The organism is Streptomyces sp. NBC_01689 (assembly GCF_036250675.1).
GTDB lineage: Bacteria > Actinomycetota > Actinomycetes > Streptomycetales > Streptomycetaceae > Streptomyces.
Window position 1 is genome coordinate 9517872 of the sequence record NZ_CP109592.1, and the last position, 24534, is coordinate 9542405.

18 protein-coding genes and 2 pseudogenes are annotated in these 24534 nt (G+C 69.0%); 7 read left to right on the top strand and 13 right to left on the bottom strand.

The window, feature by feature from the left end; translation table 11 throughout:
* Positions 1-14: 14 nt before the first annotated feature.
* Complete coding sequence (locus OG776_RS40775) at positions 15-1208, bottom strand: MFS transporter (protein ID WP_329323576.1); 1194 nt, start codon at positions 1206-1208, stop codon at positions 15-17.
* Positions 1209-2211: 1003 nt separating this feature from the next.
* Positions 2212-4380, bottom strand: coding sequence for an ATP-binding SpoIIE family protein phosphatase (locus tag OG776_RS40780; protein WP_329326618.1), 2169 nt, complete (start codon positions 4378-4380; stop codon positions 2212-2214).
* A gap of 837 nt (positions 4381-5217) precedes the next feature.
* On the opposite strand from OG776_RS40780, the gene OG776_RS40785 reads away from it, so the two are divergent.
* Positions 5218-5625, top strand: a complete 408-nt coding sequence (locus OG776_RS40785) for a hypothetical protein (RefSeq protein WP_329323580.1) — start codon at positions 5218-5220, stop codon at positions 5623-5625.
* 309 nt (positions 5626-5934) lie between these two features.
* Here OG776_RS40785 and OG776_RS40790 read toward each other — a convergent pair.
* The 4 genes and pseudogenes from OG776_RS40790 to OG776_RS40805 form a co-directional block, all read right to left on the bottom strand.
* Positions 5935-6078, bottom strand: a pseudogene (locus OG776_RS40790) (transposase); the annotation flags it as partial.
* Positions 6079-6183: 105 nt separating this feature from the next.
* Positions 6184-7863, bottom strand: coding sequence for an ISAzo13 family transposase (locus tag OG776_RS40795; RefSeq protein WP_187285749.1), 1680 nt, complete (start codon positions 7861-7863; stop codon positions 6184-6186).
* A 318-nt stretch (positions 7864-8181) separates the two neighbouring features.
* Positions 8182-8856 (bottom strand): phosphate signaling complex protein PhoU, encoded by a 675-nt coding sequence (phoU, locus tag OG776_RS40800; protein ID WP_148011123.1) that lies wholly within the window; start codon positions 8854-8856, stop codon positions 8182-8184.
* A gap of 549 nt (positions 8857-9405) precedes the next feature.
* Positions 9406-10311, bottom strand: a complete 906-nt coding sequence (locus OG776_RS40805) for a S41 family peptidase (RefSeq protein WP_329323581.1) — start codon at positions 10309-10311, stop codon at positions 9406-9408.
* A gap of 957 nt (positions 10312-11268) precedes the next feature.
* Between OG776_RS40805 and OG776_RS40815 the strand changes: the two genes are divergently transcribed.
* On the top strand, positions 11269-12387 hold the full coding sequence (locus OG776_RS40815) for an FAD-dependent oxidoreductase (protein WP_329323582.1): 1119 nt from the start codon (positions 11269-11271) through the stop codon (positions 12385-12387).
* Here OG776_RS40815 and OG776_RS40820 read toward each other — a convergent pair.
* Entirely contained in the window at positions 12374-12784 is a 411-nt protein-coding gene (locus OG776_RS40820) for a hypothetical protein (RefSeq protein ID WP_148011126.1), read from the bottom strand. The genes OG776_RS40815 and OG776_RS40820 overlap by 14 nt on opposite strands.
* Before the next feature lie 253 nt (positions 12785-13037).
* Between OG776_RS40820 and OG776_RS40825 the strand changes: the two genes are divergently transcribed.
* Positions 13038-13223, top strand: a complete 186-nt coding sequence (locus OG776_RS40825; RefSeq protein ID WP_148011127.1) for a hypothetical protein — start codon at positions 13038-13040, stop codon at positions 13221-13223.
* Between the two features lie 198 nt (positions 13224-13421).
* Positions 13422-13835, top strand: a complete 414-nt coding sequence (locus OG776_RS40830) for a cytidine deaminase family protein (RefSeq protein ID WP_148011128.1) — start codon at positions 13422-13424, stop codon at positions 13833-13835.
* A 1018-nt stretch (positions 13836-14853) separates the two neighbouring features.
* Here the strand turns inward: OG776_RS40830 and OG776_RS40835 are convergent.
* Positions 14854-16554, bottom strand: a complete 1701-nt coding sequence (locus OG776_RS40835; RefSeq protein ID WP_315986917.1) for a fibronectin type III domain-containing protein — start codon at positions 16552-16554, stop codon at positions 14854-14856.
* A gap of 515 nt (positions 16555-17069) precedes the next feature.
* On the opposite strand from OG776_RS40835, the gene OG776_RS40840 reads away from it, so the two are divergent.
* Entirely contained in the window at positions 17070-18080 is a 1011-nt protein-coding gene (locus OG776_RS40840; RefSeq protein WP_329323584.1) for a YdcF family protein, read from the top strand.
* Positions 18081-18217: 137 nt separating this feature from the next.
* Here OG776_RS40840 and OG776_RS40845 read toward each other — a convergent pair whose 3' ends face one another.
* The 5 genes and pseudogenes from OG776_RS40845 to OG776_RS40865 all read right to left on the bottom strand — a co-directional run bounded on the left by OG776_RS40845 (position 18218) and on the right by OG776_RS40865 (position 22202).
* Positions 18218-18487, bottom strand: coding sequence for a hypothetical protein (locus tag OG776_RS40845; RefSeq protein ID WP_148011131.1), 270 nt, complete (start codon positions 18485-18487; stop codon positions 18218-18220).
* Between the two features lie 530 nt (positions 18488-19017).
* Entirely contained in the window at positions 19018-19530 is a 513-nt protein-coding gene (locus OG776_RS40850; protein WP_329323585.1) for a DUF2231 domain-containing protein, read from the bottom strand.
* Between the two features lie 73 nt (positions 19531-19603).
* Positions 19604-20329: pseudogene (locus tag OG776_RS40855) on the bottom strand (FAD:protein FMN transferase).
* A gap of 43 nt (positions 20330-20372) precedes the next feature.
* On the bottom strand, positions 20373-20819 hold the full coding sequence (locus OG776_RS40860) for an FMN-binding protein (RefSeq protein ID WP_148014600.1): 447 nt from the start codon (positions 20817-20819) through the stop codon (positions 20373-20375).
* A gap of 12 nt (positions 20820-20831) precedes the next feature.
* Positions 20832-22202, bottom strand: coding sequence for a ferredoxin reductase family protein (locus OG776_RS40865; RefSeq protein WP_329323587.1), 1371 nt, complete (start codon positions 22200-22202; stop codon positions 20832-20834).
* A gap of 155 nt (positions 22203-22357) precedes the next feature.
* On the opposite strand from OG776_RS40865, the gene OG776_RS40870 reads away from it, so the two are divergent.
* Complete coding sequence (locus tag OG776_RS40870) at positions 22358-23092, top strand: response regulator transcription factor (protein ID WP_148007353.1); 735 nt, start codon at positions 22358-22360, stop codon at positions 23090-23092.
* Positions 23089-24513: a sensor histidine kinase gene (locus OG776_RS40875; RefSeq protein WP_148007354.1), complete on the top strand. Its 1425-nt coding sequence runs from the start codon at positions 23089-23091 to the stop codon at positions 24511-24513. The genes OG776_RS40870 and OG776_RS40875 overlap by 4 nt, the downstream gene beginning before the upstream one ends.
* Positions 24514-24534 lie beyond the last annotated feature (21 nt).

Below are 24534 nucleotides of genomic sequence, written 5' to 3' on the forward strand. Positions count from 1 at the left end.
GGCATACCACTCCGTCATGGAGTTCCGGGTGCCTTGCCGTTCGTGGACGAATCCCGCCGTGTGGTCGGCGGGTTCGGCGCCGTGGTTTCCGCGGGAGCGGACAACTTCGGCACCTCCGGTGATGAGCCGCGCAGGCCGCTGAAGGCCAGGACCGTCATCACCGTCGCGGCCCCGACCGCCACGTCGAAACCACCGTGCGCACCGCCCGTGTCCACCACCCGCCCCGCGACCGCCGCCGCGCCCGCTGTTCCTGCCGCACTTGCGGAGTTGCCCCACGTGAACGCCTGGGTGAGGACAGCGCGCGGGACCGACGACTCGGTGAGGAGGGAGGTGAGGATCAGCAGGACCGGAACGGCGAGGCCGGTCAGGGCGAGGGTGGCGCCGACCGCGAAGGGCGCGCTGAGGATGGTCAGCGGCAGGCTCGTGAGGGTGAGGCAGGCGGCGGCTGCGGCCTGGTGGCGTCGAGGTGAGTAGCCGCGGCGCCATACTCCATAAGCCCAACCCCCCACCAGATTGGTGCAGTTGGAGGCGAAGTAGAGCAGTGCTGCCGCGTCCGGAGTGCCTCGTTCGACTGCGTACGCGGCGACGGACACCTGTATCGCGCCGAAGAACACTCCGAGCGCGAGGCCGAGCGCGATCTGACGCAGGAATGCGGAACGCAGCAAGGCGCGTCCGGCGTGCCGGCGTTCGGCGTGGCCGGTGAGGGGAGGCATGGTGCGGCGCTGAGCAGCGAGGGCGAGCCCGCCTCCGACGACGAGTGCGGCAGCGAGCAACACCCCGGCGCCCGGGTGCCCCGCCGCGCCGAGGAGGCTGACCAGGGCTGGGCCGGCCAGGTAGGAGACGCCGTTGGCAAGGGCCTCCAAGGCGAATGCGGTGGACAGCGCGGCAGCCCGTTCGCCAGACAGCAAGGCGGTCCAGCGAGCGGCGGACAGGGCAGCGAGCTGGGGCAGGGTCGCCCCCACGAGCACTCCGGCGACGATGTCTGGAACGGCGCCGACGAGCAGCAGCACCACGGCCCCGGCATGTGCGCCCAGCACGCCGGGAAGCACCCGCGCCTGCCCGAACCGGTCGGCAAGGCGCCCGATCTGGGGTCCCGCGACGGCATCCGCGACAGCGAATCCGCCGGTAACGAGACCTGCGGCGGCATACGACCCGGTGCGTGCATGCACCAGCCAGACGATGCCGATCCCCGTCATGGCGATGCCCACACGGCCGAGAGCAGCGGGAAGGAAGAAGGCCGCGGCACCCGACGTGCGCAGCAGAGAGTTGTAGTTCGCCGACGCCGATGGCACGACGCATCCCTTTCGCCGCCCGGCGGGACGCGCCACACGGGGTCGTCGGCGTCCGGATGTGCCGACCCGTGGCTGCGCCTGAAGCCGTCCAGTGGTGGCGGGGGCGGGGACGCGCACCCCACGCCGACTCCGTCACCGGGCAGATGTCATGCGGTAGTTGATGACTGTCTTGAGCGTAGAGGAAAGGCGCCCAGAAGCGAACGACGGAGCCGTTGTTCTGTTGAAGTGGTGATAGTCGCTGGGGCCAGAGCGGATCGGGAGGCGGGGCCACTTCAGGGCGGCCGCCCAGGCGCTCGGTGCGAATCAGCGTGCCGCTTCGAACTTGAGAGCGTGATGTCGGCAGCTGTGATCGGCTGGTCGTCGCTTGCGGTCGGGGTTCCATTCATAGGTTCCCGACGGTGCAGTCACCCGAATGGCTCAACATGACGCGCCACCCGCATGGGTGAAGATCAAGATGGCAAGTGCACCGATCTAGGTAATCCGCGAAAGAGAAACCGAATGCGCATTCGGCGAACTCTCGCCGCCGTCATCGCCACAGCAGCCCTCGCTGGACTCGGGCTCGCAGGCGCCGCCACAGCCACCGCACAGGGTGCGCGGTCCTATGCGACCCCCTCTGAATGCAAGCATGGCGGAGGAACGCCCGATCTCGTCAGCAACACCTGCAACGGCGGTACGCGCAATGGAGAGGCGATCGACTGAAGCCTCACAAGGCGCCCCCGCAGCCACGCGCCGCGGGGCGCTCTTGCGCGAGCGCAGTCCCACATGCACCCGGGAGCAGGCGATGCTCGGCATCGTCCGACTCCACAACCTGACCCTCGCTGGATCACTCACGCCCCGTACGGGACAGCCTCTGGGGGGCGCGCCTGCTGCTGAGGGGACCGCAGGACCGTTCCTGTGTCCGTGAAGGTCACCAAGCTGTTTACCGTGGTCGGCTTGCCGACATCCCCGCTGCGGCTGCTCTACTCATCTCCTTGGGTGCGGGGGCTTGAACGGTGGCTGGTGGCACGGCGAGTTCGGCCCAGATGGTCTTCCCGTCAGAGTGCTGTCGGGTGCCCCAGCGCTCAGCGAGCTGCGCCACGATGAACAGTCCGCGTCCGCCCTCGTCGAAGGTGCGGGCCCGGCGCAGGTGAGGGGCGGTGTTGGAGCTGTCGGACACCTCGCAGATCAGGGTGTCCTGCCGGATCAGGCGCAGCTGCACGGGGCTTCCGCCGTATCGGATGGCGTTGGTGACCAACTCGCTCACTACGAGTTCCGCGAGGAACGCCGTCTCCGGCAGCCCCCAGCGAGCCAGTTGCAGCGAGGCCAGATCGCGGGCGCGGGCTACCTCGGAGAGGTCCTCCAGCAGCTCCCAGGCGACGGTGTGCCCGTGGTCCAGGGCCTGGGTGCGAGCGACGACGAGGGCTATGTCGTCGCGGGTGCGGTCGTCGACCAGGAGGTCCAGTACGTGGTCGCAGGCCTCCTGCAGCGTGGGCTTCCGCTCGGACAGGACCTCGAGCAGGCGCTCGAGACGTTCGTCCAGGCAGTGGCGGGGAGATTCAACGAGGCCGTCGGTGTACAGAGCGAGCAGACTGCCCTCCGGCAGGTGGATCTCGGCGGTCTCGAAGGGCAGGCCGCCCACGCCCAGCGGGGGGCCTGCCGGGATGTCGAGGAAGCGGGCGTCCTCGCCGGGGCGCACGACGGCCGGCGAGGGGTGGCCGGCCCGGGCGGCGGTGCACCGCCGCGAGATCGGGTCGTAGACCATGTAGAGGCAGGTCGCGAGGAACTCGCCGACATCCGCGCCGGCGACCGCGTCCTCGTCCAAGCCCCCCGGGGAGGGGGCAGTCTCGTTCTGGAGCCGGATGACGATGTCGTCGAGGTGGGTGAGCAGCTCGTCGGGCGGCAGGTCGATGTCGGCGAGGGTGCGCACCGCGGCACGCAGTCGTCCCATCGCCGCCGAGGCGCGGATGCCGTGTCCGACCACGTCGCCCACGACCAGGGCGACCCGGGCCCCGGACAGCGGGATCACGTCGTACCAGTCGCCCCCCACGCCCACCTCGATGTCCGCGGGCAGATAGCGGGCGGCCGCTTGCACGGCCGGCTGCGGCGGGACCATCTGGGGCAGCAGGCTGCGCTGGAGTGCTACCGAGGTGGCGCGCTCGTGGGTGTAGCGGCGGGCGTTGTCCACGCATACCGCGGCCCGCGCCGCGATCTCCTGCGCGAGCAGCGCATCGTCGGTGTCGAAGGGGTCGCGGTGCCGGGAGCGGGTGAACAGCGCCGCACCGAGGGTCACCCCGCGGGCACGCAGCGGGATCGCCAGCGCGGAGTGAGGCGCCTGCGTGGCGGGGCCGTTCGGATCAGTGGGCCAGCACTCCTCGCTCTCAGCTGCGTCGGTGAACTGCCCGTGCACGGGGACGCCTCGCAGCAGGCTCATGGCCGGCATCGAGCCTCCGGGGTAGGTGACGGTACTGCTGTCGGGCGGCTCGGCGGCGGTGAGCGCGGCCGGTACCGACCGATGGGCGACGCGACGCAGGGTGACCGGGCCCGCGAGCGGCCCTGGCGCGGGCTCCTCGCCTTTGAGGACGGGATCGAAGAGGTCGACCGCGGCGTGGTCCGCGAAGCGGCGCACGGCGACCTCGGCGAGTTCCTCAGCGGTGCGGGCAACGTCCAGGGTGCCGCCGACCCGGGTGCTGGCCTCGCTGAGCAGCGTGAGCCGCTCCCGGGCGACCATCAGGCCTTTCAGGCTTCTCTCCGCGGCGATACGGGCGCGGCAGACGGCCAGACTGACCAGGATCGAGGCGCCCAGCGCGGTGATGACGGTGATCCGGCTGGCGTGGGACATGGACGGCAGCAGAATGCCGTAGGCAAGGATGCCGACGGCCAGGTTCGCCAGGCCCACGATCAGGGTCTGCCGCAGCGGCAGCAGAGCGGCTGCCACGACCGGGATCAGCGTCGAGTACTCGGCCATCCCCATGACCTGCATTCCCGCGGCGGCGAGGACCAGTCGCGCGCCCGCAATCACCACCACGGCGATCAGTAGGGTGATGAAGGCGGGCCGGACGGACGGCGCAGCGCTCCCGGCCCGATGGGGGACCAGCGGGGTGCGGTGCATGATGTCCTCCTCGGGATGGCTGCCACACAGCAAGCGACCGGGAAACGGGCGGGCAGTGGCATCCACGCGGGGCTACCGGTGAGCGGTGTGAGTGCTGGTCACAGGCAGGTGACCAGCCCGATAGTCGGAAGCGGGCGATAATTCTCGATATGTCACCTGTCAGTAGAAATCTACGCCGTGTTGGTGAGGCGCTTCCACAGCGAGCGTGCCGGGCCCGCCGCGGCGGACCCGGACGGAACGGTCGATACGGCAGTGGCGGTCGGTGCCTGCCGGGTGCGGCACGGGTGGGACGCGCCGACTGAGGCCCCGGCGACAGGCAGGGCGCTGGCGGCAGTCTGGGTCACCCCTCCGAACCGCCGGTAACCGGCCCCTGGCCGGCCACTGCGACACCGCATCCACTCGGCAAACGCACCGGAAGAATCAACGGTCGGATGCGTACGGTGGGACAGCTCCTCGACAGTAGAGGCCGAACGCGACGTGGGGAGAATCGGTCCGGCCGCTGCGGGACGCTGTTGTCGCACAGGATGCAGACACAGCCGGTCGTCCACCGGCTGTGGCTCCGGCGACTGCTCGGGCCAAGGCGGCACCAACGGCTCGATCAGCTCCCACAGGTCATCGCCCACGATCCGCGGCCGACTACTCACACGCCCATCAATGGTCGGATCATCACATCGGACACGCTCGACAAGCTCACCCGCCCAAGATTTTTTGGCGAGCTCCTAGGGAAGCAGCCTGCGCTGTCGGCCGCCCTACCGCGCAGGGCAGCGGCAGGGTCACCCCCCGGGCCCGCAAAGCGTTCCACGTGTCTTTCGCTCTGCGCGCTAAGGTTCACTGTGCGTGATGGTGTTGGGTGCCGGTGTGGGGTTCCTGGTGGATGCGTGGTGGGGTCTGGGCGCTGGGCCGGTCCTGGGCGTGGGTCTGTTCCTGGTGATCGTGAAGACGATGGTCCTGCTGTGCAGCCTGCGGACGCGGGAGACTCTGCGCAGTCTCACCCAGGGCGATCCGCAGGGGGAGGCGGCCGCGCACATGGTCCTGCACGCGGTCGCCCTGTATGAGGCTGCGGTGTTCCCGCTGCGGCCCGGTGGAGTGAGCGCGGACGAGCGGGAGCTTCGGCGCCTCATCGCGTACCGGTTCGCGGCCCGTGAGGGCCTGCCGCAGCGGGTGCGAGTGCGGCGGCCGAAGCACTGGGAACCATCGAGCAAAGCCAGTACGCGAAGCAGGCACAGGCAGCGGTGTGGACCTTGAACGAAGCGGTCCGTGGCTGCCGCCCCGGCTTCATCCACCTCTACGACGACCAGACTTCCTGAAAACCCCGGCGTCACACAGATGCCCTGTTCGGGGCAGTGCCTCAGAGCCGGTGCGCCCTTCGTACATCGGCTTCACCTTACGCGGCGCGACAGTACGAGACCCCAGACCTCTTCGGCCCGGGGTCTCTCTGCGCTCTGTGGGGATCTCCGGCCGGTTCAACGACCTGTCGGCCCGAAGCGTCACGCCCACTGGACTCCGGGTTCCCCCAGAACATGGAAATGCTCCTCGGGGAACCTGACTGTCTCGATTCGCCAGGATGCCGGTGCGCAGGACGAAGAGGATCCCGCACAGTGCCTGTCGGTCCGGCACTCGAGGTCTGCCCTCGACCAGCTTCGCCGCAGGTACGGGCAGCAACGGTTCGATGAGCGACCACAGTTCATCCGACACGATCCACGGCCGCGACTGTCGTTTCCCCACGACCAGACCAACAAGCAGACACGCCCACGGTCACATGATCAGCAGCTTTTGTTAGAGCCAGTTAGGGCTTGCCGGGAATCAACACGCTGGTTTGATCTTGGGGTTGTCCGGGTCGAGGAATCTGGTGATGTCGTCTGAGGTGCGGAACCGGGCTGTCGACGCGGGGATGTGGACGTCGTGCGCATCGAGGAGTGGGCGGACGTCTTTGACGGCACGGCTGATGGTCATGGCTGTGGTGTTGAAGAGTTGCCCGAGAAGCTCCTGAAGAGAGTGCTTTCGCAGGTAGAGGATGGTGACCAGGATCTGCTCGGCGGGTGTGAGGCTGGGTTTGCGGCCTGTGCCCCGGGCGACCCGGCGTGCTCCGCCGCGGGCTGCGTGGCGGGCTTGCTCGCGGGACTCTTCCAGCCTCGGGATCAAGGTATTGATCAGGCCGCTGAGCTGTGAGCGGGGCATGCCGGTCAGATCAGGGTGGTGCAGTTCTTCGGGCATGAGCGTGTGAGAGCCGCTGGCCGGCAGCCGATTGCGCCGGGGACGGTCCAGACGCTGCTGCTGGTCTGCGGGGTGCAGGGTGTAGTTCCAGTCTCCATGGAAGCGGTGCCGGATGATCGGCAGAGCGGCGATGGCTTCGTCGCTGATCTGGATGCCGGTGGGGTAGCGACCGCTGTCGAGTTCGGCGTGCACTGTCAGGCCGGTGCGGCTGGTGGTCGCGGCGATGGTGCGGAGCATGACTTCGTGGCTGGTCAGGGGCCTGCCGCGCCAGTTCATGGTGATGTGGGAGAACAGTCGGTGCTCGATCTTGTTCCACTTCGATGTGCCGGGCGGCAGGTGACACACGGTGATCTCCAGGCCCGTTTCGTCGGCGAGGTCGGCCAGGTGGGTCTTCCAGCCGCGGGTGCGGTAGCCGTTTGAGCCCCCGGCATCGGCAGTGATCAGCAGCCTGCGAGCGTGGGGGTAGTCGTGCCGGCCGCGGGCCCGCCACCGGCGGCGGATCGAGGCGACGGCGAATGCCGCGGTGTCGTGATCGGTGCCGATGGAGACCCACCCGGTGTTCGCCTTGGTGTCGTAGATCCCGTAGGGGATCGCCTTCTCGGCCTGGCTGGGGAAGTCATGTGTCTTGACCTGAACGGGCTGCCCTGCGGGCCGCCACCCCCGCCCGGCGTTCTTGTAGTTGCCGATCAGTTCCTTCTTCTTGGTGTCCACGCTGATCACGGCATCTCCGGCGTCCCGGTGCTCTCGTGCCTGCTCGTTGAGGTAGCGGAACTGGCCGTCCCTGTCCGGGTGCTGGGTGCCTTCGACGGTCTTGGCATTGGCCTGCAGGCTGAAGCCTTCCTCCCGCAGCAGGCCGGCGACTGTGTCGGCGGAGACACGATGGCCCTGCCGGGTCAGCTCCGCCGCCAGGTTCCGGGTCGACTTCGTCGTCCAGCGCAGCGGCGACATCGGATCGCCTCGCTCGTCGGGCTCGACCAGTGCCAGCAGCGCGGGCCGCAGTCCCGCATCCAGTTCACTCGCCTTCTTCCGGCCTCCGCCCGTACGACGGATCCGGCCCAACGGGCCCTGACCGGACTCCAGTTCAGCAACGCCGCGTGAGACCGTGCCCTCCCCCACTCCGGCCGCACGGGCGACAAGTCTGATCCCGCCGTGTCCCAGCGACCGCGCCTCCGCCCCTATGGCCAGCCGACGCTGACGCTCATCGAGATGTGGCAACAACGTCTCGAACTTCGCGGCCAGTACGGCCTCGATCCCCTCCGGACTCCCCATACCACTACAACGATCCTCAGAACTGGAAGCCACGACTTATTTCCCGGCAAGCCCTTAGCGTGGTTCAGGGTGCCTGGCTCAGGGGAGCCCGCTGGGTCTTGAGCTCCTTGCTCGGGCGCCCTCGCCCCGACATTCGAGGCGATCGAAGCCGGGGACCGAGGCGGAAGGGCGGCAGGCCGTGTACCGCCGTACACGGCCTGCCGCACTCTGCAGCGACAGCACCATATCCGGGGCAACGGCCCGGTGTGAAAACGGCGTTGTGAAGGTGTGCCCGCGGGCCGGCGGCCTGGCCTTGTCTTCATCGCGCCGGCTGTCGGGTTACGCGGTCGCGGGCTGCTCCGGGGTGGGCTCGTCGGCGTGTTCGCCGGTGACGAGGTAGATGACGCGTCGGGCGACGGACACGGCGTGGTCGGCGAACCGTTCGTAGTAGCGTCCGACCAGGGTGACGTCGACGGCTGTTTCCACTCCGTGGTGCCACTGCTTGTCCATCAGGTGCTGGAAGACCATGCGGTGCAGTTCGTCCATGCGATCGTCGTCCTTCTCCAGCTGAAGGGCTGCCTCGACGTCCTGGGTGATGATGACTTCGGCGGCCTGTGCCATCAGGCGCTGGGCGAGTTGGCCCATCTCCAGGATGGTGCGGCGCAGGTCCCGTGGCACGGCTTTCTCGGGGAAGCGCATCCGGGCCAGTTTCGCCACGTGCTCGGCGAGGTCGCCGCTGCGTTCCAGGTCCGCGCTCATGCGCAGTGACGTGACCACGATCCTCAGGTCTGTGGCGACGGGCTGCTGTCTGGCGAGGATCGCGATCGCGCGGTTTTCCAGATCGCGCTGAAGGTCGTCGACCTTGCTCTCGGCAGAGATCACGTTCTCGGCGAGATTGAGGTCGGCGTCCAGAAGTGCGGTGGTGGCCAGACCGATGGCCGATCCGACCAGGTTCGCCATCTCCACCAGAGTGTCGCCGATCGAACCCAGTTCCTGCTGATACGCATCGCGCATAGCCCCTCCACCGCCCTTGTCGTCTCGCTCGTCAGCCTCGAACGACCGTCAGACTCCCACACCCGCTCCGCACCCGGTTCGTCGGGCTTTTTGGCCCTGCAGGACGCAGGGCGAGCGCTTCAAGGTCCCAGACCTGACCAATCCCCGACGACGTCCCTCCTGGTCCCTGGGAGGGCTCAGACGAGTGAGACGTACGACGCGCAGGCCTCTGCGTCGGTGTCCGCTCTGAGCGCTGTGCACGGCTCCGGATTGAGGCCATGCTCATCCAGTTGCCTCGCCCGACACCGCACGCTCCGCGGGCGGTGTCACGCCGTGGCTGGGTGTCCCGGTACGCACCGCACCAGGCACCCGACGCCGTGCGCGGCACCCCCCGAGTAGGCCGCGCACGGCCTTCACCGAACGTCCGCTGCCTGTGACGGACAAGGTGTCAGGTCGTCCGGTTTGTTGTCCACAGACAATGAACCAGCAGGCTCCCTCGGCTCCGGCTGCTCTTGGAGCTCCTGGTGGGGGAGGCGTCGCGCGCAGTGCCGTTGCGCGAGTTGGACCGGGTCAGCCTGCCAGTCGGGCGAGCGCCAGGGCGTGAGCGCGGTCGAGGGAGTCGGTAGCGGGACACGGGATGTCCGGCTGCACACCGATGCCCTCCCAGTTGGTGCTCGAGACGGGGTTGATGGCGCGGCCGACGGGGACGGTGGCTTCCAGATGGGGGTGGAGGGTCCAGCCCTGGCACGGGTGTGCGCCGCCGCGGGTGGGCTCTCCGACGACTACGGCGCGGCCGAGCTGCTGGAGGTCGTACGCCAGCTCCTCGGCGGCGGAGAAGGTGCTGTGACTGGACAGCACATACAACGGCTTGGTGCCGCCGAACCGCGCCCCGGGTACGTGCGGCAGGCTCCAGGACTGCTCGCTGCGTTCGCCGTCGCGCCAGTACACGGTGTTCAGGTGGGTGCGCTCGTCGAGCAGGTAGCTGCAGACGAAGGCGACCGTGTCCGGGTCTCCGCCCCGGTTGGTACGCAGGTCCACGATCAGCGCCTGGGCACGGGAGGCCAGGGTGAGCGCGGCGCTCAGCGGTTCGGCGGCCCACTCCAGCGGGAACAGCATCGGTGCCAGCTCCACCACGGCGACCCCTCCGTCGAGCAACTGCACCCGGGGCGCACCGCCCAGAGAGGAGTCGAAGTCCCGGCGCATGGCGTCCAGGGTGGCCGCTCCCTGCTTCGGGGGAATGGGGGTGGCGTGGTGCTTCAGTCTCAGGTGCCGGTCGCTGTTGACGGACTGCAGGTCCACGGTGACCAGGCGGGCGAGCTCCTCGGCCTCGGCGACGTCGTATGCTCCCTCGGCGAGGCGTCGTTGCAGCAGGTCGGCCAGTTGTCCGGCTATCTCGGGGAAAACGTAGTGCTCGGTCAGCAGCCGAGCCGTCTCGTCGATGACAGGGGCCGTCGCAAGCTTCGTCGAAGTCGTCATGGCAGGGAGTAGAGCATTCGCGTTGCGAAAGCTCAAAGGGGTTGCACACTTTCGGTGTGCCTGGTCAGCCTCCCTTCATCGACCGCCGGCCAACCCCGGCAGGCTGTGGGCTTGCCCTTCAGGGGAGTGCTCATGTCTCCTTCGATCCGCCGTCTCGCCGCCGCGACTCTCGCGGCCGGAGCGGTTCTTGGGGCGGCCGTGCTGCCGGCCTCCGCCCAGTCGGCCCCCACCAGGGCGCCGCGTACCGGTCGAGCGTGGTCATCAGCGGTGTGCAGGCCGACTCCCCAGGCTTCGACGACCGAAGCAATCGTTCCCTGTACCGGAACCGGGAGTGGATCGACGTCACCAACACCCCGCGGAGCAGCGTGAACCTGGACCGGTCAGGGTGGTCAGCACCAGGCAGGGCAGGGCCAGGCCGGTCGGGCGGGTCAGGGTGGTCGCCACGGATCCCGTGTCCAGGATGACCGTGGAGTCGGTTACCGGGTGAGTTCTGTTCGGCGGCGCGCGGTGGCTTGTGCTCTGGCCTCTGCGCGCCACCGCATGTATACAGCCTACGAATAGTGTGGCGTGCTGACTCACGCTCGGTCAGACTCTGCCGGCCCGCGGCGGCCGACGCGGAAGCCACCGCTTCCGCGAAGACCCTGCGCGCGGCCTGACCTTCCGGAGGTACGGGCCCACCCCGGCCTCTTCCCGAAAGACAATGCGGTGCTCCGACCTCAGGTCGGGGCACCTTTTGCTGTCCCCGGCTCGACGGTGCGTGTACGGATGTGCGTCTCTGTATGCCGCCCCGACTCGTCTGCCCCGCGGGGTGTCGGTGCGCTTGTCGGTGCGCTGTCGGTTGTCGGGAAGGGTGTACCTGAGGTGTCGGCGCTCTGTCGGCGAGGGCTGGAACGTTTTGCGGAGATCCTGCTGGGCGTTCATCCGGCAGGCGTGAACATGTGAGGAATCACTATGAGCATGAGCAGTCACGTCACGATCATCGGCGCAGGACTCGGCGGTCTCACGCTCGCCCGTGTGCTGTATGTCCACGGGATTCCGTCCACGGTTCATGAGGGGGAGACTTCCGCGACGGCCCGCACCCAGGGGGGACTGCTCGACATCCGGGACTACAACGGCCAGCCTGCGCTGGAGACCGCGGGGCTGACCGAAGAGTTCCGCAGGCTCATCCTGGAGGGGCGCCAGGCGCTGCGTCTCCTGGACCGGGGCGGAAAGGTTCTGCTCGACGTGCCCGACGACGGTACGGGCGGCAACCCCGAAGTACAGCGCGGCGAACTGCGCCAGATGCTGCTCGACTCACTCCCGGACGGCACCGTCCGGTGGGGTCACAAAGCCAGCAGCATCCGTGCCGTCGGCGACGGCCGCCACGAGGTGGCCTTCGCCAACGGCACCACCGCCACCACGAGCCTGCTGGTCGGCGCGGATGGCGCATGGTCCCGGGTCCGATCACTGCTTTCCGGCGCGGTCCCCGAGTACACCGGTTTCTCCTTCATCGAGACCCACCTGTTCGATGGCGACACCCGGCACCAGACCAGCGCGAAAAACGTCGGAGGCGGAGCGATGATGGTGCTCGAACCGGGCAAGGGGATCTTCGCTCACCGGGAGCGCGGCGGGAACCTTCACACCTGGGTGATGCTCGCCAGGCCGCAGGACTGGTTCGCCGATATCGATTTCACCGATCCCGCCGCGGCCACCGCACGGATCGTCCAGGAATTCGCCGGTTGGGCGCCAGAACTCACCGCTCTGGTCACCGACGGCGAGACCCCGCCGGTCCTGCGTCACATCTACTCCCTGCCCGTCGAGCACCGGTGGGACCGCACGCCCGGGGTGACTCTGCTCGGCGACGCCGCACATCTGACGGCCCCCAACGGCGAAGGCGCCAACCTGGCCATGTACGACGGGGCCGAACTGGGCAAGGCCATCGCCGCGCACCCCGACGACATCGAGACCGCACTCACCGAGTACGAGCATGCCATGTTCGTGCGCAGTGCCGCGGCCAACGCCGAGGCCCCCGATCTTCATGACATGCTGGGCGCCGGCCCGCCCCACAACCTGATCAACGCCTTCACCGGGAGCTAGTGCTGTGACCGGGTAGGTTCGCCTCGTCCCTCTCGGCCGCGGCCAGGCCGACCATCGCGAGGGCCTCATCGCCTTCGCCTTGCTGGATCACGATCTCGGCGGTGGTCCACTCGGCGGCCCGCCAGCCGACATCGGTGAGGGGGATCAACAGCGCCCGCGCCCGCTCGAACTCCGCGGCCGGGCACAACTCACGCGCCGGCGCCTGCGCGCAGTTCCAGTCCCCGCGCTCTCGCGCCGCCTGGATCAGCAGCTCCGACTGTCCCAGGCAGAGGAGGGTTCGCGCCGTCCGCGGGGAGACACCGCTGTGCGCGTAACACTGGCGAGCGCGCCCCCGGCAGCGTCCGTGCCGGCAGTGGGACCTCGAGCACAACGGGATCCGGCCCGTGTACGACGGCACGGCCGTCCACCTGTGTACGAGCGACCGTCTTCTTCGACGTGGTCGGGCGGTTGGGCGGCGAGGGGGTGACCCTGAAGGAGGCCGACATCGCTCTCCTTATGGGCGACGGCTCGTTCCTGGAGGACGACGAGGGGGCGCCGCGGCGTGCGTTGCGCTGCCACAGGTCGAGCAGATCCTCCGGCAACTCCTGCGCTCCCGGCCGCTGTGCCAGGCGATCAGCCAGCTGCACGGCTACGGGTCCGCGATACCGCGGGTGCGCCACGGCGGCGGCCAGAAGGACGTGCAGCTGACCCGGATCGAGGCGCTGGGCGTGGTGCGGGCCGCCGCCGTGTGGATCGTCATGCTGATCAACCTGGACAAGGAGGGCCGCTTCCAGGCCCACGGGAGGTCCGGCGCCGACGCCCGCGGCGCCGATCTGAAGTTGTCGGCGTACTCCTGACTGTACGCCGCCGCGATCTGCATCTGCTCGCCGATCTCGAAGACGCCGTCCTCGACTCGACCAGGTCCTCCACGTTCCACCACCAGCGCCTGAGGCCGTCCGCCGCTCCCGCGCGAGCGGAACAGGCACACCACCGATATTCGCTTGCACGCCATCGTCTCTCGGGTCAACGTCGCCTGACACCTGACGAAGGAGAAGATGATCATGCAAAATCACCCCGTCGACCACGAACTCATCGAGGCCGCGGCACACGTAGCTCGCACCCGCTGCTGCGGAGACAACCACACCATGGCGGCCGCGGCTCGCGCCCGGGACGGCCGGATCGTCACGGCGGTGAACGTGTACCACTTCACGGGCGGCCCCTGCGCCGAGCTGGTCGTCATTGGTGCGGCAGCCGCCCAGGGCGCCTACGAGCTGGACACGATTGTCGCAGTGGGCGACCGCGGGCGGGGGGTTGTTCCCCCGTGCGGCCGATGCCGTCAGGTCCTTCTCGACCACTTTCCCACCCTCAAGGTCATCGTCGGCGAAGGCGACCGCGTCCGAACCGTCCTTGTCACCGATTTGCTGCCCGAAAGCTACGTCTGGGCCGATCATCAGCCCGACGCCGAGTAGATGTCGCCACTCAGTACGAGCTCACACCGTCGGCCGGCAATAGGACGAACGCTTCTGATGAGAGGCAAGTTACTGCACGTCAAATTGTTGATGCCCCTGCCCCGGCTCCCCGGTGTCGGCGGCCGACAACCGGATGGCGCGCTCTCGCATGTGCACCAGCTATGTGCGGGCGGAGACGGTCTGCTCGCTCTCTGGTCCGAGGACGCGGGAGACAACGGCAACCAGGGGTTCGAGGTCTGCGGCGGCTCCATCCGGGTCACGGGCCCCACTGCGCCACACGGCGGCGCGCACGCGTACGCGCGAGGGGAAGGGGTCTTCCGCTCCCGGGGAGGACACCGTGGCGGGAACGAGCCGGGCAAGGGCGGCCGCGGCCGTGGCGGGGTCTCCGCTCAGGCCCTGGAACACGGCGAGGTCGTGCCGCGTCTCGAGCAGGGACGGGTAGGTCCCGGGCAACGATCTTTTCTGCTCGCCCATGAAGCGGCTGAGGTCGGCGACGGCGCCGGGAACATCGCCCGCTCGGGCGCGGCTGCTCGCGACCGGGTGGTATTTCGCCGCCTGGGGTGAGCTGAGGGGGCCCGGAGCCAGCGAACAGCCCCGGGCCCCCGTCCACGGGCTGTGGGAGAACCGTGTGCGGTGCCCGTTCGACGACAGCCGTTGCGGGCAGACACACCGCGCCCTCCCCTCTGGGCGGCCGGAGATCGTCGCTCCCGACCCGGCCGACAGCCCCGCCAGGAAATAGGGGGGAGCGGTGTGCGGCGCTGGACTCTGCCGTCCACGACGGTCCGGCAGCCGGATCTCTCGAACGTGCCGGGACGGTCGGGCGCCGATCAGGGGCCTCCGGTAGGCAGCCATGCAGCGAAGCCCGCCGGAAACCGTGGGCCCGGCGGGCTCTGCTGTGGCCGACGCGACCAGGGCGGTCGCCCTCGCTGACTGGCCGGGTGGGCGGCGATCTCCGAAGCGATCATGCATGGCTCGGATACAGGGGGAGCCTTTGGCCGAGCCTGAGCGTCGGGTCAGGTCACGCCGCGGGTGCGGTGACGGCCCAGTCGCCGGCGGGCAGAGTTTCGGTGCCGTCAGCTTTCACGCCCGTCACCCAGTAGTAGCTGGTCGTGCCACGCCGGGCGCCGGTGTCGTAGTACTCGAAGGCTCCGGCGGGCGCCTCGTGGATCTTCTCGTAGGCGGCGGTGGCGGGGTTCCATCGGTAGATGCGGAAGCCCAGCGCGGGTGGGGAGGAGCCTTCCTCGCCCGCACCGAGCCCGGACCACGTCAGGCGGTTCCCTTCGGCGCCCGCTGCGGCGGAAGCCTCCAGGTGCAGGGGCGAGCCTTCGGGCGTTGCGACGTTCGGCGTCATGTCGAACTCGGTCGCGGTCACGATCTGTGCCTCGCCGGTCGACTGGAAGGCGGAGTTCCCGGCATCGTCGACGGCGTCGACGATGAAGCAGCTCTCTTCGCCGTCGGGGACGGTGGTGTACGCGTAGGAGGTGGTGTCGGCCGACACGTAGTAGCCCGGGTAGAGGGAGCACATCTTCTCGTCGTCGTCTCCCCAGAGTTCGCCGCGGCGGACCACGTAACTCGCCAGGTCCGGGGTGAAGTTCGCGTCCCAGCTCACCGCGAAACCGTATTCGGTCGGGACGACGGTGACTCCGGTGACGGCGGAGGGCGGGGTGCGGTCCCTGCGTGTGCCGGTGACGGCGGCGGACCGCGCCGACTCGTTGCCCGCCGTGTCGAGGGCGGTCACGCGGTAGGAGTAGCTCACGTCCTCGGCGGCCGAGGTATCCGTGTACGACACCTGGCCGGTACTGCCGACCAGGGTGTACGTCCCCTGGGCGGTCGCCGCCCGGTAGACCCGGTACGACGCCGCCCCCTCGGCCGCGCTCCACCTGACCCGCAGACCATTGGACTCGGTGGCCGAACTCAGTCCGGTGGGGACGGCGGGTGGGGTGCGGTCCGCGCTCACCACAGCCTGGTCGGCGGAGCCCGCGGAGAGGTTGCCCGCCTTGTCGTGGGCGCGAACCTCGTAGTAGTACACCTCGCCGCTGGCCGGCGGGGTGTCGGTGTACGAGGTGGAGGTGGTGGTGGCCAGAGGAGTGCTACCGAAGGCCGCGCCCTTGAGACGGCGATAGACGCGGTAGCCGGCGAGATCCATCTCGTTGTTCTTCGTCCAGCCGAGCTTCGCCTTGCCCGTGGTCTTGTCGTACGAAGCCGACGCGCCCACCGGGGGGAGCGGCTTGACCTTGTCGGCGGTCGCCGAAGTGGAGGGTGCGTAGCCGAACTTGACGTTCGCCGAGCCCGTCCAGTTGACGTAGTCCACGCGCAGGGTGTGGCGGCCCGCGGGGATCGTGACGTTGACGGTCTTCTTCGTCGTCGTCGAGCCGTTCTTCCACAGGTCGACCTTGCGGGAGCTGTCGACGTAGACGCGGATGCCGTCCTGGACGGCGGCCGAGAAGGTGAAGGGGCCGCCGGAGCCGAAGTCGCGGGTGACGCTCCAACGGACCGCGAAGTTGTTTGTCGGCAGGCCGGAGGCGGGGGCCTTGGCGCCCCAGTTCTCGTCGACCGCGCTGTCGCAGTCGGTCCGCTTCGGAGTTCCCGAGAAGGTGGTGTTCGCGTAGAACTGCCGTTTGTACACCGGGGAGGTGCAGGTCGTCGCGGCGGAAGCGGGAACGGCGACGACGGTGAGCAGACCGCCGGCGGTGGCGAGCACGACGGCGGTTGCGGACACCGTGGACGTGCATCGTCGAGTTGAGTTCATTCGGCCCTCAGGTCTTGAGCGGGACGGGAGTTCCGGCCCGTGATGATCAAGACTCACGAGGAGTGGGCTTAGTTGTATGGATCTTTACCCGTGCATGGGGTGCGCTTGGATGACGAGTCTGCAACCCCGAACGAGCGCACATAGAGACCACGGCACCCCATCAGCAACCGCATCCGCCCCTGTGCCTCGCCCTTGCACGACCGGCCAACTTGGCCCCGCCCGCCTCGGCCCCTTGTGGACCTGTCCACCCGGCTGAGCAGCTACGCCGTCGCCGAGGTCCTCCGCTCCTCATGCATCTGACCTGGGCGACGGGCGTACGCCGGTCCCGGCTGATCGTGCCGGCGCCCGCCCGCGCACGGCGCGCCCCGACGGGTCTGCGAGGATGTCCGGCGGCGTCCGCACCGGGCCCCGCAGCGCTGCGCGGGGCCGAAAATGCGCAGGCGGCGAAAGGCGGACGGGGTCGGGCCCGGCGGGCGGGAGAGCGGATGGTGGTGGATGTGCCGGAGTACCCGGAGTACGTTGCCGCGGCGGTGTTCGCCGTGGGCGGCGTCGTCCATGCCGTGCTGGCGCCGCACCGGTTCTCCACCGCTGTCCTGTTCTGTCTCGCGGTGACGTCGGCCGGGCTCGGCGAGGCCGCCCGCGGTGCGGAGACTCACCCCGCCGTCGTGACCGTGCTCGCCGTCGCCGCCCTGCTCATGACCCTCGCGCTGGGCCTGCTCCTGGTGGTCGACAGCATCGTCCTGGTCCGGCGCTACGGACCGCAGGCGTCCCTGCTGGCCACCGGCGCCGCCGGCTGCGCCCTGCTGGCGGTGCTCGGCCTCGACGTGGTCGTCCAGACTGGTGGGGGCGAGGTGGCGGGTGCCCTCATGGTGGCGGTGAACGCGGCCGCCGGATACCTCAGCCTGCTCTTCCTCGTCTTCACCGTCTACGTGTTCGTCTGGGGCCGCAGGACCCCGCCGCCGGAGACCACTCATGTCGTCGTCCTGGGCGCCGGGCTCAATGGCGACCGGCCCGGTCCGCTGCTGCGCCGCAGGCTGGAGCGGGCCCTCGGGGTCGACGACGCCGGCGCACCGGACGCAGACGGTGTGGTGTTCGTCGTCTCCGGAGGCCAGGGCGACGACGAGGTGCGCTCCGAGGCGGACGCCATGGCCGACTACTTGCGCGCACGCGGGGTGGCTGCCGACCGGATCGTACGGGAGGACCGCTCCGTGAACACCGGGCAGAACCTCCGCTTCAGCGCGGCTCTGATGGACCGCATCGCTTCCGGGCACCGTGCCACGGTGGTCACCAGCGGCTTCCACGTCTACCGCACGGCCCTGCTGGCCCGTCGCGCCGGCGTCCCTGCCCACGTCGTGGGGGCGCCGACCTCTCCCGCGTACTGGCTCTCCGCGACCCTGCGTGAGTTCGCCGCCGTCCTGTGGCTGGACCGGCTGCCCCTGATCGGGCTCAGCCTGCTGCTGGCGGTGCCCGTGGCGACAGCGGTCTTCCAGCGCTGACCTCCACGTCAGCCCGCGCAACTCGAGGCCGCGACCGGAGCCCCCCACGTCGAGCTCCTGGACGCCGACACCCTTCCCGCCCTGTTCGGCGAACAGGCCGGAACCCTCACGCCCTGGGACTGCGCACACGTCACCCTCTACCGCGACACCTCCGCGGCCCGCCTGGACGACTTCTCCGTCTCCGACCGGAGCGACGGACTGCGCCCGCACATGTCCTGGTCCGCGCACCATGTCTGCCCGCGCTGGACCCGCAGACCGCCGAACTGCACCGGGCCGCCGAGGACATGGGGTGCGGCCGCTGCGACGAAGGCCGATACCAGGCAGTCCGCGCGGTCGAAGACGCCCACGTCTTCGAACTCGGCACCCAGTACTCCGCCCTGCTGAACCTCACCGTTCCCGACCCGCACGGCGCCCCGTTCACATGGCGTGCTCCGGCATCGGCCTCACCCGCTGCCCGCAGACCTTCGCCGACCCCCACCGCCACCGCCACGGACTGCGCTGGAAGCCGGGAACCGGGCCGGCCGACCTCCACCTCATCGTTGCTGCGCGCCGACCTGCCGGAGATGCGCCGGCGCATCGCCCAGGCCGTCAGGCAGCTCCAGCACCACGGCATCCGCTCCTCGTCGACGACCGGCACGAAGCGGCCGGCGAGAAGTTCGCCTGCGCCCAGCTCATCGGACTCCCCGCGCTGTCGTCCTCTCCCCGCAGCAGACCGACGGCCGCGTCGAAGTCATCGACCGCTGGACCGGCCGACACGACACGACACCGCTGGAGCGCATGCCCGCCCCGGAGCACTGCCGACAGCCCACCGACAGCCGGGCCAATCCGTGCCACAGGATGCCGCCGCGCATTTCATCGGCGGCATCCTGAATTCGCGCGCCCCAAGAGACTCGAAACTGCAATGGAATTGATCAGAGGGGGCAGCGTCCGAGGGAAGTCACCCCTGAACGCGGTGGGCGCCGGCGGAGTAGCCGTCGTGCCATGCTGCTTTGGCCCCGGAGTCGCCGATGCGGTAGACCTGCACGCCCGCACCGACGCCGATGACGACGGAGAATACCGCGGCCGCGATGCGCAGTGGCATCGCCACCGTTGACCTTGCGGTCGAACCGGGCACTAGGCGTGCGGCGCGGCCGTAGGCCCACCACACACCTGTCGCGATCAGGGCTAGTGCGAGCGTCCAGGGCAGCAGTTCGTCGCCGAGTTCGGCATGTCGGCGGACCAGGGCGTTGCCGTCCACGTGGCTCTTCAACCATTCGCCCGCATGAGTGGTGAGAGGGACGCTGATCAGCGTGACGAGGGCGAGTGCGGGAAGGGCGAAGCCGAATCGCCTCATGACGGAGGGTAGGACGGCGCACAGAACGAGTGACAGTGCTGTCAGCGGTACCAGGACGACGACGACATGCACGAGCAGGACATGCGCGGGAACGTTGTCGATCAGATCGAGTCCCAAAAAGGGCTCCTTGAGGGGGTGGTGGGCAGTGGGTGAAGGGGCGTGGGGGCAGTGAGGGTCGCAGTCTGGTGTGTCAGGACTCGTACTGACCGAAGCCTGAGGTCCGCCATCGATGGCCATCGGGAAGGATCGCGAGGGCTTCATGATCGGGGAGGGTCTCCAGCCAGGCGCGGGCGCCGTCACCGCGGGCGAAAGCTGCCGTGGCATAGACGTCGATCATGGTCAGACGTGGGCCGACAACGGTGCGCGAGGCGATGGCGGTGACGGGGGTGCCGTCGCGTGGGTCGAGGATGTGGGCGCCGCGTTCGGCTGTGCCGGAGGTGGCGACAGCCAGGTCGCGGCGGGTGGTGATCACGGTGGCGAGTTTGCCGGGATGCAGGGGGTGGGCGATTCCGATGCGCTACGGAGTGGAGTGGTGGGCTGGCGTGCGGAGTTGGAGGTCACCGCCGCCGTTGACGCACGTGTGGTGGGCGCCGGCGTCGTAGAGGATGTGGGAGTCGGCTTCGGCTGCCCACCCTTTGACGAGACCGGACGGGTCGAGGGTGCCGGCGAGGTTGATGCTGAAGTAGCCGTCGCTGTCGTGGGCGGCGCGTGCGCAGAGTGACATGACTTCGTGGACTTCGGGAGGGCACTCCGCGAGACGGATCTCTCCGTGGTTGAGGCGGCTGATGTGGCTGTCTGGCCGGTAGGTGGAGAACACGGCATCGACGTGGTGGAGTTGGCGTACCGCCTGGGCCAGAGCGCGACGGATGGCGGGGGTGGGTTCGTCGCGGATGTCGAAGGAGAAGACTGTACCCATCACGTACTCGACGTGCCGTAGCACGCTGGCAGGGTGCGCGGCGTCAGGCACCTGCCTGGTCCAGAGCGCTCTGCAGGGACTGGATGTAACCCTGGCTGGTGTAGCTGGCGCCGGAGACCACGTCGATGTGCGCGCTCTGGGCGCCGAGCGCCTCCTGGGTGAGGCGGGGCAATGCGTAGTTGGCTATCTGCTGGTCGCGGCCGTTCTGGTCTGGGGCCTTGAGGACTTTGACGGCGGTGAGTTTTCCCTTGGCCAGAGTGGCGGCGACCTGCACGGTCCCGTACGGGGTGTCGATGGGGTCCCCGGTGAACTTGCCGGTTCCCGTCGACACGCCACCCGACGGCGCCGCCGAGGGCGTGCTGCGCAGACTGGAAGAGGCGGAGGGTGCGCGTGATACGCCGTCCAGGGCGGGGAGTTGATGAGGTTTGAGGGCGAGCAGAGTAATGATCACGGCGCTGATCCCTGTGGCGACGTTGACGGCTGGGCGCATGTCAGGATCTCCTCAGAACGCGAACGACTCGTGGTGGATGCGGCGGGATGGGACGCCGGCGTCCCGGAGGGCTTCGGTGGCGGCCTGCGTCATGCCGGGTGGACCGCACAGGTAGACGTCGTGTACCGCCAGATCGGGGATCAGGGAGCGCAGGCTCTGGGCAGTCAGAGGTGACGAGTAGCCCGCGGGCTCGTCGACGACGTAGTGGACGCCGGCTCGTCGGTGAGCGGCGATGGCGTCGATCTCGCCACGAAGGGCGAGATCTTGGACGGTGCGTGCCCGGTAGACGAGGGTGACCTGTCCGGGCAGCGTCTCGAAGAGCGTGCGCAGGGGGGTGATGCCGACGCCGCCGGCCAGGAGGAGCACCTTGGGGGAGGTGCGTCGGTTGGCCGTGAAGCTGCCGTAGGGCCCTTCGGCCCATACCCGGGTGCTGGGTTTCAGCCGGGCGAGGGAGGCACTGTGGCCGCCGGCGGCCTTCACTGCGATGCGCAGGTGACGGGGGTGGGCGGGGGCGGACAGTGAGTAGGGGTTGGCCGTCCACCACAGTCCGGGGGTGATGAAGCGCCAGCGTAGGAACTGGCCGGGCTCGCCGCCCAGTTCGTCCAGGCGGTTGCCGGTGAGGTGGACGGAGACCACGCCGGGGGTTTCGGGGCGTACCGCGGTGACCCGCATCCGGTGGCGGAGTCCGCGCCGTACCGGAACGACGAAGCGGAACCAGGCCACCAGGGCGGCGATACCGAGGAACAGCGCATACCAGGCGACCTGGGCAAGCCGGTTGCCGACGAAGTCGGCGCCGTTGGAAAGCTGGTGTCCGAAAGAGAGAAAAATGGCTAGGTAGGTGGCGAAATGCAGATAGTGCCAGGTCTCGTAGCTCATCCTGCGGCGTGCCGCGCGTGCCGAGATGACTCCGGTTGCAAGAAACAGGAGGAAACCGATCGTGCCCTTGAGCAGGTCTGGGTAGTGGAAGACGAGCGTTGAGGTTTGGCTGATCACGCCTGCGTGAGAGGTCAGCGAATAGCCCCAGATGATGAGGAGGGTGTGGGCCAGCGCGAGCGAGATGGTGCAGCGTCCTCCCAGAGCATGCCAGCGGGCGAGCCGGTCGCTGCCGATGCTGTGATCCAGGAAGGGAACGCGGGCCATCAGAGCCAGGAGCACTGCGCACGCGTACCCTTCCAGCAGCCCGGTGATACGCCCAGCGCCGGTGAACCAGCCCGCCGGGCCCACTACCGACGTAGTGTCGCTCCACCACAGTGCCAGCACTGCGGCGGCACCGGCCCAGATGGCCAGCTGCGCCAGGAAAGGCACCGCGCTGCGGTGTGGACGGCGGCGACGGCGGCGTGTGTCCTGGCCTGCATAGAGCGGGCTGCTGGACGTGGTGGTCATGGACACCCCCAAAGGGACTCGATCCGGCGACGAGCGGTCAGACTCACAGCTCAACCTCTGTGAACCTTCTGAAACCGGCCCGCCGGCACTACTCAGCGGTGATTCAGAGAGAACGCAGAGGAATGGCGTGCCCCCTGAGGGATGCTGGATGAACCATGGACGAGTCGCACACCACATCCCTCTTGCATCGCCCCGACGGAGACCCGGTACGGATCCTCGTTGTCGACGACGAACCCGACGTCACAGAGATCCTGGCCGCCGTGATGACCAGCGAGGGTATGCAGGTCCGCACCGCTGCTGACGGCGCGAGCGCCTTGACGGTCGCGCACGACTTCCAGCCGGACGCGGTCGTCCTGGACTGGATGCTCCCCGATATCGACGGGCTGCAGGTCCTGCGTGCCCTGCGACGCGAGGCACCCCGCATGTGCGTGCTGTTCCTCACCGCCCGGGACGCGGTGGAGGACCGCATCGCGGGCATCACGGCCGGCGGCGACGACTACGTCACCAAGCCCTACAGCCTGGAAGAAGTCCTGGCGCGGCTGCGCGGGCTGCTGCGACGGGCCGGCATGACCGCCGAGCCGGGCGCGAACCGCCTCACCGTCGGCGACCTCACGATGGATGAGGAAGCCAGAGAAGTGCGACGTGCGGGAGCTGTGGTGGAACTGTCCCGCACGGAGTTCGAGCTTCTGCGGTTTCTTATGCGCAATCCGCGCCGGGTCCTGTCCAAAGCCCAGATTCTCGACCGGGTCTGGGCCTACGACTTCGGCGGCCGCGCGCACGTTGTCGAGCTCTACATCAGTTATCTGCGCAAGAAGATCGACGCCGGACGCGCTCCGATGATCCATACAGTGCGTGGCGTCGGCTACGTCCTCAAGCCGGAATCCACATGAGGCGTCCACCACTCCGCAGCCTGCGCGGCCAGCTCACGGCGGGGCTTGTCGCCCTGCTCGCCCTGGCCTGCCTCGCCGTCGGCGTCACCACTGCCCTCGCGCTGCGCGGGTTTCTCATGGGGCGCTTGGATGAGCAGCTCACCACGTCCGGTGGCCGTTTCCCTGCCAGTCTGGAACACGAGGCGGCTCCCGACGCCGACAACCGTCCCGACACCCGAGGCCAGTCAGATCACACATTCGGTGCCCGCCTCTTGGACGGCACCGTCACCCAGGCCGCCGCCGTCGATGAAGCCACCGACCGCCCTGTCGACCTCACCAGCCAGGACCGGCGCGTCCTGGCTGCACTTCCGACCGACGGCCAGGGGCACAGCATTCGTCTTTCCTCGCTCGGCGGGTACCGCGTCATGGCGTTCGACGGCGACGACCAGGACGTCCTGGTCACGGGTCTGCCCCTGCACCCGGTGGAGGAGACGGTCCACCGACTCGAGGCAGTCGAGGCCGTGGTGTTCGGTGCCGCCCTCGTGATGACCGGCATCGCCGGAGCTGTATGGGTACGGATCTCCCTGCGGCCCTTGCAGCGGGTCACCGCGCGAGCCGCGGAGGTGGCTGGGCTGCCGCTCGCCAGCGGCGAGATCGCCATGCCAGGACCGCTCGGCGACACCGACCCGCGCACCGAGGTCGGGCAGGTTGGCACCGCACTCAATCACATGATCGGGCACGTCGAAGACGCCCTCACCCGCCGCCAAGCAAGCGAGAAGAGACTGCGTCACTTCGCCGCCGATGCCAGTCACGAACTGCGTACCCCCGTCGCCAACATCCGCGGCCACGCCGAACTTGCGCTGCGCCACCCAGGCCCCGTCCCCGACGAAGTGCGCCATGCCCTGCACCGCATCGACGGCGAGTCCCAGCGCATGACCCGCCTCGTCGACGACCTCCTCCTCCTCGCCCGCCTAGATGCCGGCCGCCCTCTCGAAAACGAACAGGTCGACCTGACCCTGCTGGTCCTCAACGCCACGGACGACGCTCGCGCCGCGGGCCCGACCCACCACTGGCTTCTCGACCTGCCCGAACAACCCGTCACCGTCTTCGGTGACGCCCACCGCCTTCAGCAGGCCATCGGCAACCTTCTCGCCAACGCCCGCACGCACACACCCCCCGGAACTGACGTCACCATCACCCTCGTCAGCGACGGGGCCGAGGTCTCCCTCAGCGTGAGCGACAACGGGCCTGGCATTCCCCAGGATCTCGAACGGGAGGTCTTCGGCCGCTTCGTCCGCGCGGACCGTGCGCGCGCCCGCACCACCGGGAGCACCGGCCTCGGCCTCGCCATCGTCCATGCCATCACCACGGCACACGGCGGAGCCGTCACCCTTACCAGCCGCCCCGGACGCACGACGTTCCGCCTCTCGCTTCCACGGTGAAACCCGCAGGAACAGCGTTGA